The organism is Campylobacter concisus (assembly GCF_001891085.1).
In the GTDB taxonomy this organism is placed as follows: domain Bacteria; phylum Campylobacterota; class Campylobacteria; order Campylobacterales; family Campylobacteraceae; genus Campylobacter_A; species Campylobacter_A concisus_O.
In genome coordinates this window covers 112,150-128,013 of the sequence record NZ_JXUP01000005.1, presented here as the reverse complement: position 1 = coordinate 128,013, position 15,864 = coordinate 112,150, and the positions used below count along the sequence as shown (strand labels likewise).

The 15,864-nt window shown below is 37.9% G+C and carries 15 protein-coding genes and 1 rRNA gene; 3 read left to right on the top strand and 13 right to left on the bottom strand.

The window, feature by feature from the left end:
- The 6 genes from TH67_RS05315 to mqnE form a co-directional block, all read right to left on the bottom strand.
- Positions 1-216 (bottom strand): 16S ribosomal RNA (locus TH67_RS05315); the annotation flags it as partial.
- Positions 217-578: 362 nt separating this feature from the next.
- Positions 579-1,280, bottom strand: a complete 702-nt coding sequence (locus tag TH67_RS05310) for a pilus assembly FimT family protein (protein ID WP_072594683.1) — start codon at positions 1,278-1,280, stop codon at positions 579-581.
- Entirely contained in the window at positions 1,281-2,498 is a 1,218-nt protein-coding gene (locus tag TH67_RS05305) for a glycosyltransferase family 39 protein (protein ID WP_072594682.1), read from the bottom strand.
- Between the two features lie 9 nt (positions 2,499-2,507).
- Positions 2,508-2,948: a phosphoribosyltransferase gene (locus TH67_RS05300; RefSeq protein ID WP_021091484.1), complete on the bottom strand. Its 441-nt coding sequence runs from the start codon at positions 2,946-2,948 to the stop codon at positions 2,508-2,510.
- A 12-nt stretch (positions 2,949-2,960) separates the two neighbouring features.
- Positions 2,961-4,253, bottom strand: coding sequence for an NCS2 family permease (locus TH67_RS05295; protein ID WP_072594681.1), 1,293 nt, complete (start codon positions 4,251-4,253; stop codon positions 2,961-2,963).
- A gap of 12 nt (positions 4,254-4,265) precedes the next feature.
- Positions 4,266-5,330, bottom strand: a complete 1,065-nt coding sequence (mqnE, locus tag TH67_RS05290) for an aminofutalosine synthase MqnE (protein WP_141081774.1) — start codon at positions 5,328-5,330, stop codon at positions 4,266-4,268.
- Between the two features lie 110 nt (positions 5,331-5,440).
- On the opposite strand from mqnE, the gene TH67_RS05285 reads away from it, so the two are divergent.
- Together TH67_RS05285 and glmS are read left to right on the top strand one after the other, a co-directional pair.
- Positions 5,441-7,936 carry an HD domain-containing protein gene (locus tag TH67_RS05285; protein ID WP_072594679.1) on the top strand — a complete coding sequence of 832 codons (2,496 nt, stop codon included), beginning with the start codon at positions 5,441-5,443 and terminating at the stop codon, positions 7,934-7,936.
- 4 nt (positions 7,937-7,940) lie between these two features.
- Complete coding sequence (glmS, locus tag TH67_RS05280) at positions 7,941-9,752, top strand: glutamine--fructose-6-phosphate transaminase (isomerizing) (protein WP_072594687.1); 1,812 nt, start codon at positions 7,941-7,943, stop codon at positions 9,750-9,752.
- Positions 9,753-10,136: 384 nt separating this feature from the next.
- Here the strand turns inward: glmS and TH67_RS05275 are convergent, their stop codons facing one another.
- Positions 10,137-10,631, bottom strand: coding sequence for a hypothetical protein (locus TH67_RS05275; RefSeq protein ID WP_072594678.1), 495 nt, complete (start codon positions 10,629-10,631; stop codon positions 10,137-10,139).
- A gap of 11 nt (positions 10,632-10,642) precedes the next feature.
- Complete coding sequence (locus TH67_RS05270) at positions 10,643-11,842, bottom strand: 2,3,4,5-tetrahydropyridine-2,6-carboxylate N-succinyltransferase (RefSeq protein ID WP_072594677.1); 1,200 nt, start codon at positions 11,840-11,842, stop codon at positions 10,643-10,645.
- A 162-nt stretch (positions 11,843-12,004) separates the two neighbouring features.
- Here TH67_RS05270 and TH67_RS05265 point away from each other — a divergent pair, with 162 nt between their 5' ends.
- The gene (locus tag TH67_RS05265) at positions 12,005-12,607 is read left to right on the top strand and encodes a YagU family protein (protein WP_072594676.1); all 603 of its coding nucleotides are present in this window, start codon (positions 12,005-12,007) and stop codon (positions 12,605-12,607) included.
- Between the two features lie 83 nt (positions 12,608-12,690).
- Here the strand turns inward: TH67_RS05265 and TH67_RS05260 are convergent, their stop codons facing one another.
- The 5 genes from TH67_RS05260 to TH67_RS05245 all read right to left on the bottom strand — a co-directional run bounded on the left by TH67_RS05260 (position 12,691) and on the right by TH67_RS05245 (position 15,722).
- Positions 12,691-13,143 carry a hypothetical protein gene (locus tag TH67_RS05260; RefSeq protein WP_072594675.1) on the bottom strand — a complete coding sequence of 151 codons (453 nt, stop codon included), beginning with the start codon at positions 13,141-13,143 and terminating at the stop codon, positions 12,691-12,693.
- 242 nt (positions 13,144-13,385) lie between these two features.
- Positions 13,386-13,835, bottom strand: a complete 450-nt coding sequence (locus TH67_RS05255) for a hypothetical protein (RefSeq protein WP_257638043.1) — start codon at positions 13,833-13,835, stop codon at positions 13,386-13,388.
- Positions 13,804-14,004, bottom strand: coding sequence for a hypothetical protein (locus tag TH67_RS10655; protein ID WP_257638042.1), 201 nt, complete (start codon positions 14,002-14,004; stop codon positions 13,804-13,806). Before TH67_RS10655 ends, TH67_RS05255 begins: the two co-directional genes overlap by 32 nt.
- Positions 14,005-14,108: 104 nt before the next feature.
- Positions 14,109-15,446 carry a PFL family protein gene (locus tag TH67_RS05250; protein ID WP_072594674.1) on the bottom strand — a complete coding sequence of 446 codons (1,338 nt, stop codon included), beginning with the start codon at positions 15,444-15,446 and terminating at the stop codon, positions 14,109-14,111.
- Positions 15,447-15,455: 9 nt separating this feature from the next.
- On the bottom strand, positions 15,456-15,722 hold the full coding sequence (locus TH67_RS05245) for an ACT domain-containing protein (RefSeq protein WP_021091480.1): 267 nt from the start codon (positions 15,720-15,722) through the stop codon (positions 15,456-15,458).
- Positions 15,723-15,864: the final 142 nt, after the last annotated feature.

Below are 15,864 nucleotides of genomic sequence, written 5' to 3'. Positions count from 1 at the left end.
ACCGAAAACTTCCCTATCTAACTTATGTAAGACAGGAGTATAGAGTATTAGCAGCCGTTTCCAACTGTTGTCCTCTAGTGTAGGGCAGATTAGCTATACATTACTCACCCGTGCGCCACTAACTCATAAGAGCAAGCTCTTACTTGTCCGTTCGACTTGCATGTATTAGGCACGCCGCCAGCGTTCACTCTGAGCCAGGATCAAACTCTCCATATTAATTACCTAGCAAAATTTATTTGATAGGATTTTATTATGAAGTTTTTAATCAAAAAAACTTTTAGTTTTATTTATTAGTTTGTCTAATCTATTATAATTATAAAATAATAGACTGGCTCAATCGATCACTTGTTTAGATTTCAAAGATTGACTAATAGTTTAACAATTGTAAGTTAAAAGAACAACGATAAAAAGAAAAGGCTTTATTAACCAGTGAAGTTAAAGGTGGTTTCTCGTTTCGTGAGCTGGAATTATATATGAGCAATACTTAAAGACAGTTGAAATAATTAGGGAATTTGAGAAAAAATTGTTGGCGATTAAAAATTTTAAAGTATGTATTTTTATTAGTAGGTTTATAGGGTTTAGTTTATATATGCGTATCCACTTCTTTTTTCTATATTTATAGAGGCTACATTGTTATTTTTATCTGTTAAAATTATCTTACAATCACCTTTTAGTAGTCTTGAATAAGGCCTTTTTGCTCCTTTATTGTTAGTAACACTCACCACTCTCATAGGCCTACCTAATTCGTCAAAATCAATGGTTTGTGTTTTGCCTTTTCCGCAACTACCGACAAATTTAACCGATTTTATGCCATATTTTTTCTCGATATTTAAATCTGTATTAATTTTATTGCAATAGGATTGAGGAATGCCTCTCCAGCCCGCACTTAAGAATTTGTTTGATTTTTGTGTATCGATGGCAACCTCTTCTTTGGAATTTAAGTTACCACTAAATTTATTACCACTACCTCTTTTATCATAAAAAATACTATATTTCCATGATTTAACCCCAGGCTCATCTACAGAGCACTCTTGCAAACTAGTATCATTAATAGCTATACCCCATCTCATTTTAAACCAAAATTTTTCATTTTCTGAATGTACAAATTTATCATCTTGCATGGCAAGGTGCTGGGCATACCTTATATGCGTTAGCATCTGTGTAGCTGCCTCTCTGGCTCCGTTTATTTCTAGCCTTGGTATGATCATTGCTGCAAGTATGCCAACGGCAATGATTACAAAAATAAGCTCTATAACAGTAAAACCCTTGTTTTTATGCATCTACCTGCCTCTTACATCAAAATTTGCGATTACTTTCCCCATTTTTTCTATGCAAAATTTTGATTTTCCATCTAGATCGGTGCTTACTAATAAATTTTTAGACTCATCTCTTACATCTATACCATAAAATTTAAGTCTTAATGCAAGCTTTTTATTATCAGTATATAAATCCTTAATTTCCGCTTCTTTTAATTTAGCAGCAAGCTCTTTTATAACATCAAATTTATAGACAAAATGCTTTGTTGGGTTATCTAAAAATAGGTAAAAAATTTGATTAAATACGATCATCGACCAGTTTAAGGCTAAAAAAAGTATCACTAAGGTCGTGCAAATTTTATAGCCTTTTCTAAATTTTGGCAATCTTACACGATACGAATTAAAAAATACTCTTACCATAAGTGGCGTTGCGATCACGCAAAATGGCAAAAACTGCTCAAGCTCCAGTCTTTGGCGCACTGAGACTATCATACAAAAGCAAAATGAGCAAATCACAATAAACCATAAAAGATCTTTTTTCTCTTTTACCCAAATTCTATAAATCGTATAGACAAAAAAGATAAAAATAAACGGTGAAAAAACAGCGGCAAAGATACCAAAAGTATCAATGAAGTGCCCACTTGGCCTACCATTTGTATCAAAGCCAAAAAAGTAAAGTGTTAGCAAAAATAAAATAGCACTTAGCCAAGCAAGCGGAGGCCTTCTTTTATAAAGTGAAAATATAAAAAATCCTGCGTAAAATATCAAAAAATCGCCATCTATAAAAAAAGCAAGACAAAAAAATGTTACAAATAAAATTTTATTTTTAATATGGAAAAAGTATATACATAGGAGCGCCAGCATAACGCAAAGCCCAGCATTATTGACGATAAGAGCTGAAGCTAGCGTGCCAGGAAGTAAGATAAAAAGCAATACCGCAATAAGTCTGTCAAACTCTAATTTAATGTAAAATTTGCTTATCTTATACATTAAAATAACGCTTAGAATATGAAATGCAATCATCACAGATCTTAGAGCAAGATCTGTTTGACCAAAAATTTGAACGCTTAATTTTAAAACATGGCTAAGAAAATTTTGTTTGTTAAAAAAAATTTCAGCTTCACTGTAACTTATGCTAAGAGAATTTGCCGTATAAAGTAAAAATATACAATCGATCAAACATATTAAAAATACGCTAAAAGCGACGTGATGTCCAACAAATTCTCTAAATTTATCTAGCAAAAATTTTCCTTAAATATGTATATCCCAAAAAAACTCAATCCAATCGTGAGCCTCTTTTACCTTAAATTCTGGCAAAAGCAGAGCTTTCTCTTTATAAAAGACGGTCGCTATTTTGATATCTAAATTTGGATAACGCTTAAGCAGTTCTCTTTTTATCTCGACCATGCTCTCGCCACTATCGATGATGTCATCGACGAGCAAAATTTTAGTGTATTTGCTAAGATCTGGCACGTTAAAGATATTAATCGTATCAAGCTTGTTTGTATCTTCATAATGGATAGAATTTAGGGTAAATAAATTTCTATTATTAAGCGCAACAGCTAGCGAGTGACCAAGCGTTAGACCGCCTCTTGCCACAGCTAGTATCACCTCTGGATCAAACTCATCCTTTATCTGTTTTGCCATCTTTTTGGCATCAACAGCAAATTCATCATAGCTATAAAATATCATCTTTCATCCTTATCAATGCACTAAAAATACGATAAAACTAATGAGCGCTAGCACGACTACGCCTAAATTTATATCGCTAAATTCTCTCTTTATGAGCTTAACTATGACGTATGACATAAAGCCAAATGCAAGGCCATTTGTGATCGAGTAAGTAAGCGGAATGAGCACGACTATAAAAAACGTCGCAACTGCAATGGCTGGGTCTTTGAAATTTATACTAGCAAGCTCAGCAAACATAAGCACACCAACCATTACAAGGATCGGATAGATGGCATTGCCAGGGATCGCTTTAAAAAGTGGCAACATAAAGAGTGTAAGTATAAATAAAAGTCCGCAAAATACAGCCGTTAGACCAGTTCTACCGCCCTCTTCTACACCGCTAGCACTCTCTACAAACGATGTGGTCGTACTTACGCCTACAAGTGAGCCGGCTGCCGTAGCAATAGCGTCAGCTTCAAGAGTTTTTTCAAGTTTTACGACGCCATCTTTTTTGTTTTCATCAAAAATTCCAGCCCTCGTGCCTACACCAGCTAGTGTGCCTATCGAGTCAAAAAGATCAGTCACAAAAAATGTGATAACAACTGGAAGCAAGGCTAGGCTAAGCGCGCCTTTTATATCAAGCTCTAAAAATATCGGAGAGATAGAAGCTGGGGTTGAGAAAATTTCTGTTGGATGAGGAGCGATACCAAGCACCCAAGCAATCACTGAAGTAGCAAGCACAGCTAGGATAAACGCGCCCTTTATCTTCCACGCCCAAAAGCAAATAACTAAAAATAGTCCCAAAACGCCAAGAAGTACGTTTGGATCTTTGAAATTTCCTATACCAACCAAAACTGCGTCGCTATTTACGATAAAGCCCATTTGTTGAAATGCGACAAAGCTGATAAATGTACCTATGCCAGCACTTATCGCTCTTCGTAGGTCAAGCGGGATGGATCTAATTATCCACATTCTAAAATTTGTAAAAGACAAGACGACAAATATCACGCCGCTTAGAAAAACAACGCCAAGAGCCGTTTGCCAAGGTACTTTCATGCCGATGCAAAGACCAAATGTAAAATAAGCATTAAGCCCCATGCCAACGCTCATCGCAACTGGCGTGTTCGCCCAAAGACCATTTAATATAGTAGAAAATATGGTAATTAGCGCAGTTGCAGTGATTAGTGCCTCATAAGGCATACCAGTTTTGCTCATAATGATCGCATTTACTGGCACGATATACATCATCGCCAAAAACGTTGTAAGTCCCGCTCCAAATTCCTGCTTCACACTTGTTTTATTTTGTGCTAAGTCAAAAAATTTCACTCTAAGCTCCTTTTAGTAAATTTTAAGTTCGTTATATAAACTATCACGCTCAACCGGCGTAAAACCAGATGTCTTTATGAGATCGCAAAATGTCTTTAGTGTAACGCCATTTGCGCTATTTGCGCCAGCTGCACTTTGGATGCTCTCTTTTTCTATCGTGCCATCAAGATCATCAGCGCCAAATTCCTGAGCGATCATCGCTAAATTTAGCGTCGAAGTAGCCCAATAAGCCTTTATGTGCGGAACATTATCTAGCACAAGACGTGAGATCGCCAGAGTCTTTAAAATTTCAGCTGATCCTAGAAATTTCACATCTTTTAAGTAGTTATTTTCTCTTTGATAGACAAGCGGGATAAATGCGTTAAATCCGCCAGTTTCATCTTGCAAGCCCCTAATCCTTAGCATATGATCGATCCTATTTTCACGGCTTTCTATATGACCAAAAAGCATTGTTGCATTGCTTTGTCTGCCTTTATCGTGCCACATTTTGTGGATCTTTAGCCAGTTCTCGCTACTTACCTTGCCTTTGCAAATTTTAGCCCTAATCTCTTCATCAAAAATTTCAGCCCCGCCGCCTGGCATGCTATCGACGCCGTATTCGAGCATCTTTTCTATAACCTCATCGTAGCTTAAGCCGTAGTGTCTTGATAAAAAGTCGATCTCAGCTGCCGTCATCGCCTTTACGTGAAGTTCTGGATGAGCTGCCTTTATCTTTTTAAAAATCTCTAAATACCACTGCCAGCCACTTTTTGCGTTGTGGGCGGAGACAACGTGTATCTCTTTTACGCCGTGGCTCACACTCTCATCAACTATCTTTAAAATTTCTTCATGGCTCATTAAGTATGGATTTGGATTTTTTCTGTGAGCCGAAAATGCGCAAAATTTACAGATGTCAGCACAGATATTTGTTGGATTGATATGGCGATTTACATTAAAAAAGACCTTGTTGCCATGCAGTTTTCTGCGCTTTTTATCGGCAAATTTAGCCAAGGTAAAAAGATCAAGCTCATAAAGCGAAAAAGCCTCTTGCTTGCTTAATCTCTCGCCACTTTCTAGTTTTTGTAATAGATTCATTATTTGTATCGTCCTAAAGCTGAACTTAAGGCTTTATTATAAGCAAATAAAGCTTTGTTTTTGCAAAAATTATGTAACATTTGCCAAGATATTTTTAACAATGGAAACATTAAATGCTGGCTGATAAAAGTACCAAAAATAGCGACAATTATTTAAAAATCAAAGAGAAATTTCTTGATTTTAAGGCAAATTTACCAAAACATTTTCAAAAAAATCAGGGTAGAAATTTTGCAAATTTTTTAGCCAAAGAATATGATGATTTTATAAAATCTTATTTAAATGAAACTATGCGAGAATTTTTTGATGATTTTGTGCCGCAAAATGACAGCTTTGCTTTTAGCGTTCTAGCTACTGGAAAATACGCCCAAACCTTACTTAGCGCAAATAGTGAGCTTGAAATTTTACTAGTTTATAAAAATTTAAAAGGTTACAACATAAAGAATTTCTTAAAAGAATTTAGCGAAATTTTAAGTAGCTCTGGAATAAATTTTTATATAAAAAGCGTTGAGTTAGATGAAATTTTTACAAATTATAAAGACGATCTCAAATTTAAAAGCGAAACATCGCAAGTCCGATATATCTGTGGTTCAAAAAGTCTCTACCGCCTAGTAAAAAGCGAGATCGTAAAATTAAAAGAATTTGATAAAAAAGCCTTTTTAAACTACCATTTAAAGGTATTTTTGCCATTTTCTAGCATCAGCTACTTAGCCCAAGAGCCAAATCTAAAAAGTGGCTTTGGCGGGATAGATGAAATTTATCACCTAAACTGTATACTAAACTGCCTTGATAGCGACATTTCAGTTAGATCACAAGCCCTAAAAGTGATGAATGAAAAAGAGATCGCTAGCTTTAACCTAAATGTAGACTTTTTACTAAGCCTACTAACCACCTTAAATTTGACGCAAAATTCTGATACTTTTAGCGCTTCAAGCGTTGAGATCACGACAAATTTCATGCAAACAAAGTCTAAAAAGCTTCAAGATAACGAAAGCGTTATCAGCCAAAAGATGCTAAGCTCAATGAATAATGTTGCTATTTATTCGAGGTTTATCGTAGCTTCTCTTTGTAGGCCATTTTTTAAAAGCGAGCTAAATTTTGATCAGAGAAAATTTGCAAGGCTAAAAAATGGCTTTTACGAGATAAATGGCGTTATCTACGTACCGCTTCATAAAAAGCCAGCTCTCATTGAAAATCTAATAACCGAGCTTTTAGAACTAAAAGATGTGGATTATAAATTTGATATAAGCGCGATCTTTTACATCAAGCGAGCCATCATCACAAAAAGTGACTTAGAGTGTGCTATAAGCGAGTTTAAAAAGATATTTTTAAGAAAAAATTCCTACGCAATTTTAAAGTCATTGCTAGATGCGCAAATGATACAAATTTTAATAAAACCAATGGAGCATATTAGCCAGCTAGCTCAGTACGACGGCTATCACGAATTTACGGTCGATGAGCATAGTATTTTAAGTGTAAAATTTCTTGAAAATATAAAAGATAAATTCATAAAAAATCTCTATACCGAGCTTTGCTTGGAGGGCAAGACGATGCTAAAGATCGTGACTTTAATGCACGACGTTGGCAAGGGGCTTGGCAAAGACCACGCAAATATCGGCGCAAATATCTTTAGAGCATACGCAAACAAGCTAAATTTAAGCCAAAAAGCCGTAAATATCGGCGTCATCTTGATAAAATACCACACGCTAATGAGCAATGTCTCAAACAGAGAGGACATTTATTCGCAACGCGTTATATTTGCTTTTATCTCAAAGCTTGGCGACAAGCAGGTTTTAAAACTGCTTTACATCCTTAGCTACTGCGTGATAAATGCAACAAATGAGAGACTTTATAACGCCTACACAGCTAAACTTTTAAGAGAGCTTTATGAAATTTCTCTTAGTGCATTTAGCGATGAAAATTTACTAGACGAAGCGACAAGGCGAGTAAAAAAAGAGCAGTCTATAAAACGAAATAGCGAGTTTTTGGCGCTTGAGTCAAGCTTGCAAGAGAAAATTTTTAAAATCACATCAAATCTTGTCTTTATAAAATATAGTGCAAATGAGATCATAAATTTAAGCAAGGTTGCAGATAGCTTAGATGCGACAGAAATTTTTATAAATAACTCTAAAAATTTAAGCATTCAGATCTATACAAAAAAGAGCCTAAATTTAAGTGCCCTGCTCTATGAATTTGCTAAATTTGACTTGGCATACATGGAAATTTTTGAGCTATTTGAGAAAAAATTTTATATCAGACTTGATTTTAACCAAAATGTTAAAAAAGAGGAGCTTGAAATTACTAAAAATTTAGCTCTAAGATCACTAAATAGCGAGGTTTTAAAAGATCCTTTGAAACCAAACATTAACAAAGATGAGATAAACTTCGAGCTAAATCACTCAAAAGATTACGCCAAACTTAGCATCAACGCAAAAGACCAGCGTGGGCTAATGGCTTATGTGATGAGTGTTTTTGATAGGCTTCATTTTCAAGTCACGAGTGCTAGAATCCAAACGGTCAAAAATAGAACAAGAAATCTCTTTTTGATCGAGAAAAACGAGCGACTTGAGAGCAAAGGCGAAGAGATATTAAATTTATTAATAAGTGAGTAAAAAAATGTGTGGAATCGTAGGATACATCGGAGATAAAGAGAAAAAAGAGGTCATTTTAAGCGGTCTAAAAGAGCTTGAGTACCGAGGATATGACAGCGCTGGCATGGCTGTGATGAGTGATGACAAAATCGACTTTTTTAAGGCTGTCGGTAAGCTTGAAAATTTAGCCCTAAAGACAAAGGACTTTACATCAACTGGCTTTGGCGTGGCGATAGGTCACACACGCTGGGCGACGCATGGCAAACCAACTGAGATAAACGCTCATCCGCACCTTGGCGAGCACTCATTTGTCGTTCACAATGGCATCATCGAAAACTATAAAGAGCTTAAAGATGAGCTTGAAGCAAAGGGCGTGAAATTTGTCAGCCAAACCGATACTGAGGTGATCGTGCACCTTTTTGAAGAAATTTTAAAAGAGAAAAAAGATCCATTTAAAGCTTATGAGGCAACTATCGCAAAACTAAGAGGTGCATACGCGACGCTACTTATCACCAAAACTGCGCCTGATAAGATATTTTTTGCAAAAGATGCCGCTCCTATGGCAATAGGAAAGAGTAATGAAAAAGAGCTATATTTTGCTTCATCTGACGCTCCACTTATCGGCAATGCAACAGAGGTGGCATATCTTGATGACAACAATTACGGCTACGTGAGCTTAGACGAGATTGCTGTTTTTAAACACGGCAAAAAGGCGAGCATAACGTTTAATGCTCTGCCAAAAGACAAAAGTTATGCCCAAAAAGAGGGCTATACATTTTTTATGGAGAAAGAAATTTACGAGCAAGGTGCAGTCGTATCTGAAACCATCATGGGCAGGGTTAAAAACCACAAAGTCACCCTTGAAAATTTAGACGATGAATATCTAAAAAGTATCGATGATATCGTGCTTTGTGCGTGTGGTACGAGCTATCATGCGGCACTTGTTGCAAGCTATCTTTTTGAAAGACTTGCTAAAGTTAGAACAAAGGTTGAAGTGGCAAGCGAATTTAGATATAGAAAGCCTTATCTAAACAAGAACTCGCTCTTCATCGTCATCTCACAAAGTGGCGAGACAGCCGATACTCTTGAGGCACTTAGGATAGCAAAAGAGGCTGGGCTTAGAACGCTTGCGATTTGCAACGTCGATAACTCATCTATCGTTAGGCTAGCTGACAATACACTTCTAACTCGTGCTGGCATCGAAAAAGGTGTGGCAAGCACAAAGGCCTTTGCAACGCAGATCATCGTACTTTGGATGCTTGTGCTTCAAATGGCATCAGCAAAAGAGTCTATCAGCAAAAAAGAGCTTGATCACGAGATCAAAACGCTTCTTCACATCCCACAAATTTTAAATATCAATAACTCTCTTCAAGAGAAGCTTCACCGCCTAAGCAAGCATTATTTGCACGGTCATGGCTTCTTCTTTATCGGTAGAGATATCTTCTATCCGCTAGCATTAGAAGGCGCGTTAAAGCTTAAAGAAATTTCATATCTTCACGCCGAGGGCTATCCATCAGGCGAGATGAAACACGGTCCTATCGCGCTTGCAGATGAGAAGCTATTTACGATCGCTTTAATGCCTCAAAATTTGTTATACGAAAAGACAAAGAGCAATGTCGAAGAGCTTGCCGCAAGAGATGCTTACATACTAGCGATAAGCCCACTTGAGTTTGAGCTAAGCGATGACTACGTAAAAACAAGCGCGCAAGATCACTATATGAGCGAATTTTTCGAGATGATGCTTGTACTTCAGCTACTTGCTCTTGAAATTTCTGTTAGACTTGGCAACAACGTCGATATGCCAAGAAATCTCGCAAAAAGCGTGACTGTCGAATAATTTAACTGGCCAGCAAACACTGGCTAGTTAAATTTTATTTGATATTTTGCATTAAAATTTATGAAATATTGTTCTTGCAAGAGCGCAACCCAGCTAAAATTTGTCTAGCTTTAGTTTAAAATTTTATACTTTACTATGACAATAAAAAATGGTGGCATAGATATCATTTTTGATGTGACTAAAAACTTAATGAGTTAAGTAAAAAGAATAAGAATATCACACTTGAGCATTTTAAAATGATGCACAATATTAAAAATCAAAAAGTAGATGTTGTCGATCTTGTTGGCATTTTCTCTTTAAGCGCAAAAGAGATGTTTAATTAAAAGCGTTATATTAAAGCCTTTTTCTAACCCACTAAACTAAAAAATTTAAAGCTCAAGACTCTTAAATTTTATCTTTACCCAGCATCGTTGTCAGCTGTTCTTTGATTCTATCATCAAATTCACTAACGCTTATGACACCCCTACTTTCGCACATCTTGGCATCATTAACATCGCAGTAGTCACTAAGTGCATTTTTGTATCCGCCCCTTATGCAAGCCTCTCTGTCTTCTAAAAATCCAGCCCCACCAAGGATGAGCACTCCAAGATCAAAACCTATCTTAAATTTCGCACTAGCTGAGCTTTTAACCCAGCTTAAAAATATCTCATCGTATCTTAATCCAAGTGCTCCAACGCCATCTGGCACGATTAAGATATCCACACCATAAAGGCTCTCAGCATAAATTTCTGGATGAAGCCTGACGCCAAATTCATCGACAACCTCAGGCTTTAGGGCGTAGGTCTTGATATTAAAATCCTCAAATTTATGTAAAAAATCATAAATTTTGGCAAAGCTTAGTAGATTTAGCTTGTCAAACATCAAAATGCCAACTTTCATACTAGCTCCTTTTAATGAAGTGCCTCATTTAGCTTGATCGCCCTTTTGCTCGCACTTGCAGTGATCTGGCCTGTTTGGCTATTTTGTCTAAAATGAAGTCCATTTAGCCCGCCAAGCTCAAGTGCTTTATAAATTTCAGCTTCAAATTTAAACTCTGGATTTAGCTTAGCTAACTTTTCGCGCTCGCTAGCTGATATATAGACCTTTGTGCCCTCAAGCACCGCTATGCCAGCATCCACGATGCAGTTATCGCCAAGAGGTACGCCTGTGACTGAGTTTGCGCCAAGCAAGCAGTGTTTGCCGATGCTTACAGGATTGCCGTTTGTGCCACTTAGCACGCCAAGTATGCTTGCCCCTCCGCCTACGTCGCTACCCTCGCCAACTACGACAGAGCTGCTAACCCTACCTTCAACCATCACGCCACCAGTTGTACCTGCGTTAAAGTTGATGTAAGCAGCACCAGGCATAACGACTGTGCCAGAATACACGGCAGCTCCCATGCGAACCTTGGCTGAGTCTAAAATTCTCGTGTTATCAGCTGGGATGATATGGCTTAAAAATCTTGGAAATTTATCGACACTAACGATCGCTGGATATTCGCCAAACATCTTTAGAGAAATTTCATTTTCTCTTAGCCATTCAAGCTCAATTGGCGTATTTTGGCTAGTCCATGCAACATTTGGTAACACACCAAAAGCTCCATCAAGCACGATCGTTCTAGGTGCGACTTTGCCAAGCGATATCAAGTAAAGCTTGAGATATACGGCCTCTACGCTAAGTGGTTTTGCATCATCAAACAAAAACACAAGCTTAAATTTATTCTCATTTAGTTCAAGATCGTCATCAAATGCCATTTTTACGGCATGCAAATTTTGTACATTTTTATGAGAGCTTATCTCTTTTTCAAAAACACTAAAGAGCTTGCTAGCTTTTTTCACCACTTTTGGTGTAAGATCAGCTACAAATTCGGAGCCATTAAAATCAACCTTAACATCACATTTTTGCAAGGCATAGATATAAGCAGCTGCGCTTAAAAAGCTCTCGTTGTAATTCACAACAGCAAAAGTCGCTTGCAAAATTTTATCTGTATTTTTTTGTCCACGATCGATCCTAGCGATACCAAAAGCAAGCGGATCTTTGTAACCATCTTTTTTTCTAAATTCTTCAAAAAATTCCTTAAATTCATTTGCATCTTTAAACTCTTTAGACATTTATTCTCCTTTAAATTTTTCTTAGTCTAGCCAAAAATGGCTAAAAATTTTATGATTTTAAGTCCATTAAAATTTTTAAATATTTTTATATTTTTAATAATGATTAATCTTATCATAAAGTAAATTGCAATAAGATTTTGCAAATTTAAAGAAGGAGTTTAAATGTCAAATTTAGCAACAAAACCTAGATTTGCTTTAGCTGCATTGATCGGCCTTATCGCTGGCGTTGTCTCAGCCTTTGTCAAATGGGGAGCGGAATTCCCACTTCCTCCAAGAAGTCCGATGGATATGTTTAACGCTGCTTGCGGGCCAGAAAGTGCTATTAGAGCAGCCGATGCGATCGATTGCTCTAGAAATTTCTTAAATCCGCCTTATGTATTTTTAAGAGATTATTTGGGAGTGGCCGATCCAAATGCCGCTATTTACGAGTTTGCAGGGCATGCGTTTAACTACGTAATGATGACGCATATATTATTTTCGATAGTTTTTGCGGTTGCTTATTGTGTTTTGGCTGAGAAATTTCCAAAGATTACAATATGGCAAGGCTTACTAGTTGGCGTTATCGTAAATATCGCTGTTCACGTGATCGCACTACCTATTTTGGGGCTTACTCCACCACTTTGGACACTTCCTTGGTACGAGCATGTATCTGAATTTGTCGGCCACATGATATGGTTCTGGTCGATAGAGATCATCCGTCACGACTTAAGAGCTAGGGTCACAAAAGAAAAAGATCCAAGTGATTATTGCTGCTGCAACGCATAAATACAAATTTTTGCTGTTTTGGACTAAAACCTAAAACAGCAACCAAATTTATCTCACCGTTTAAAAGTAAAATTTATCCGCGATTAGCACTCCTGGCTAAGCTCTAAATTTTCTAAATACAATGGCTTTTCACCTTCAAAAATCACCCCAATACCGAAAGGTTCGCAAATATCAAGCGCACCCTCAGCAAATCTCATCAGCCACTGCCTATCTTGCACATAAAAGGTGCATTGAGGCGAGCTAAACGGCAGATCGCAAACTGGCACATCAAGCGCTCTAAGCTCGTCCTTGCTCAAAAAGCATTTTTGCTTAAGCTCATCTCGTAAAAACGTAAGCGCATCTTTTATATGCCGGTCAATATCCTGAGCGATACGCTGTGCAAGCAAAATCGTTTTATCGTCCACATCTGTCCCATTTGCCGAGATAAGGCAAAAGAGCACTTGGCCAAAAATTTCGCTTTTTAGCTCTGTCTGGGCATACCAGATAAAGCCATCATCTGTTGTAACTTTTTCAAGTTCGCCAAATTTTAAAGTCATTTTTTATTCTCATTTTTGTGGTTTTGCTACTCTTACGAAAAAGAGCGAAATTTAAGCAGATTTGTAGTGAGCTAAAATTTATCATCTAAAATAGAGATAGCTTGTAAATTTGCCCTTTTAGCATAAAGAAAAAGCTAAATTTACAAGCAAATTTTCAGTTTTTCTCGCTATTTAGAAGCAAAATTTCTCATCAGTACCATTTTGCTTGCGCATAGCTTTAAAGTTAGCAAGATTATCTTTATCTAAAAATAATCTTTCTCTTTTTTATTGCGGGCTTCTAGCTTTTTTATGCCTTTTATAAGGGCTGCTTTTCTATCTTCGTGAGGCGAGCTAAATTCTGGCGAGAACATCGCTTCATAGGCATTTTTCTTAGTCCATTCAAGCGCTTTATCAGCGATATCTTGTTGCTTTTTGATATCGCAAAATGCATAAGGATTGACCACGTCGCCAACAAGCTTCATAAACGCCCCTATCGCAGCCACCACGTCAGTAAATTTCTCGCCCTCCATGTCTATAACGCCTCTTAGCAAGATCGCGCGGTTTTTTGCCGCATAAAACCAAAATACCGCATCATCGCGAAGTCCAAGATCGTATGCGCGAGCTGAAAGAACAAAAAGAGTTATCGGAGAGACCATTTGTGGGGCGTCTTGCACGATCTTTTCAGCCTTTTTTAAAGTCCTCTTCTTTGCCACTTTTTAAAAGCTCATCTATCTTATCATAGACCTTTACGTACTCCACCTTGCCAGCATTTGCTGAGTAGTATGGCGTGACGTAGATGTCGATACTTCTTACTTTGCCATCATTTGCAAAGCCACATACCGCTCCAAAAAGTAGCGCCGTAAGCAGTGATAAAATTTTCATTTTAGTTCCTTGGCTTAAAATTTTTATTATTTTAACTAAAAGCAGTTGAAAAGACTAGGATAAATTTAAGAAAAAGTCCGCAAATTTAAAGCGGACTTCGAAGATTAGTTTTTAAAACTATGAATTGGAGCTGGAATTTGTCCACCACGAGCGATGAAGTCGGCACTTGAGGCCTTATTTATCTTCATCACAGGCGCTCTTCCTAAAAGGCCGCCAAACTCGATCATATCGCCCTCATGGCCTAGAGGTATGATACGAACGGCCGTTGTTTTTTGATTTATAACACCGATAGCCGCCTCATCAGCGATCATCGCAGCTATGCTTTCACTTGGAGCATCCGCAGGTATGGCGATCATATCAAGTCCCACAGAGCATATCGCCGTCATCGCTTCAAGCTTTTCTAAATTTAGCGATCCCGCGCGCACCGCAGCTATCATGCCCTCATCTTCTGAGACCGGGATAAATGCACCGCTTAAGCCGCCAACTTGATTGCACGCCATGACGCCACCTTTTTTGACCGCGTCATTTAGCAAAGCAAGTGCCGCAGTCGTGCCATGCGTACCAACAGCCTCAAGCCCCATCTCCTCAAGCACGCGAGCTACCGAGTCTCCAACGGCTGGTGTTGGAGCAAGAGAGAGATCTACGATACCAAATTTAACCCCAAGGCGCTCGCTCGCCATCTGGCCCACGAGCTGGCCGATACGCGTGATCTTAAACGCCGTCTTTTTCACTGTCTCAGCCACTACGTCAAAACTCTCGCCACGCACCTTTTCAAGAGCTCTTTTTACTACGCCTGGACCAGAAACGCCCACATTTATCACCACATCAGCCTCACCCACGCCATGAAATGCACCGGCCATGAAAGGATTGTCTTCGACTGCGTTTGCAAAGACGACAAGCTTAGCACAACCCATCCGAGATGCTGCCGCCGTCTCTTTTATAATGCGTCCCATATCACGTACCGCGCTCATATTTATGCCAGTTTTCGTTGAGCCGACATTGACACTTGCACATACTTTTGAAGTCTGGGAAAGTGCTTGTGGGATAGAATTTATCAAAATTTCATCGCCCTTTTGATATCCCTTTTGAACTAAAGCTGAAAAACCACCTATAAAATCAATACCAACCTCAATAGCCGCTCTATCAAGCGTCTTTGCGATCATCACGTAGTCTTTTGCATCCGTTGCGGCGCCAATTATCGAGATAGGCGTCACGCTCACTCTTTTATTGACGATTGGTATGCCTAGCTCAGCAGAAATTTCATTGCCCACTTTGACTAGGTCTTTGGCTTTAGTGGTGATTTTTGCGTAAATTTTGTCACAAGCTTTGTTGATGTCAGGATCGATGCAGTCAAGCAAACTAATGCCCATCGTGATCGTTCTGATGTCAAAATTTTGCTCTTCGATCATCGAGATCGTTTCGGTTACGTTTTTGATGTCCATTGTTTTTCCTTAGATTGTATGCATCGCATCAAAGATAGCGGAACTTTGGATATTTATCTTTACTTTTAGGCTCTCTCCAAGCTCGTTAAGTTCTGCTCTTAAAGCCGTAAAGTCTTTATTTTCATCACTTGAAACCACTGCCATCATCGTAAAAAACTCATCTAAAATAGTCTGTGAGATATCATCTATATTTAGCCCTAGCTCGCTAAGCTTTGCTGAGACGCCAGCAACGATGCCGACTCTATCCTTTCCGACTACGGTTACGATCGCTTTCATGTTTTCTCCTGTTAAATTTAAATTTTTGATTTGAAGTGCATTTTGGCTCCAAAATTTAAGCCAAGCATCAAGCAAGGCTAAATTTTGGTAGCCAACTTCAAACTGGCAAATTTTAAAATTTGCTATAAATTTTATCTTTTGT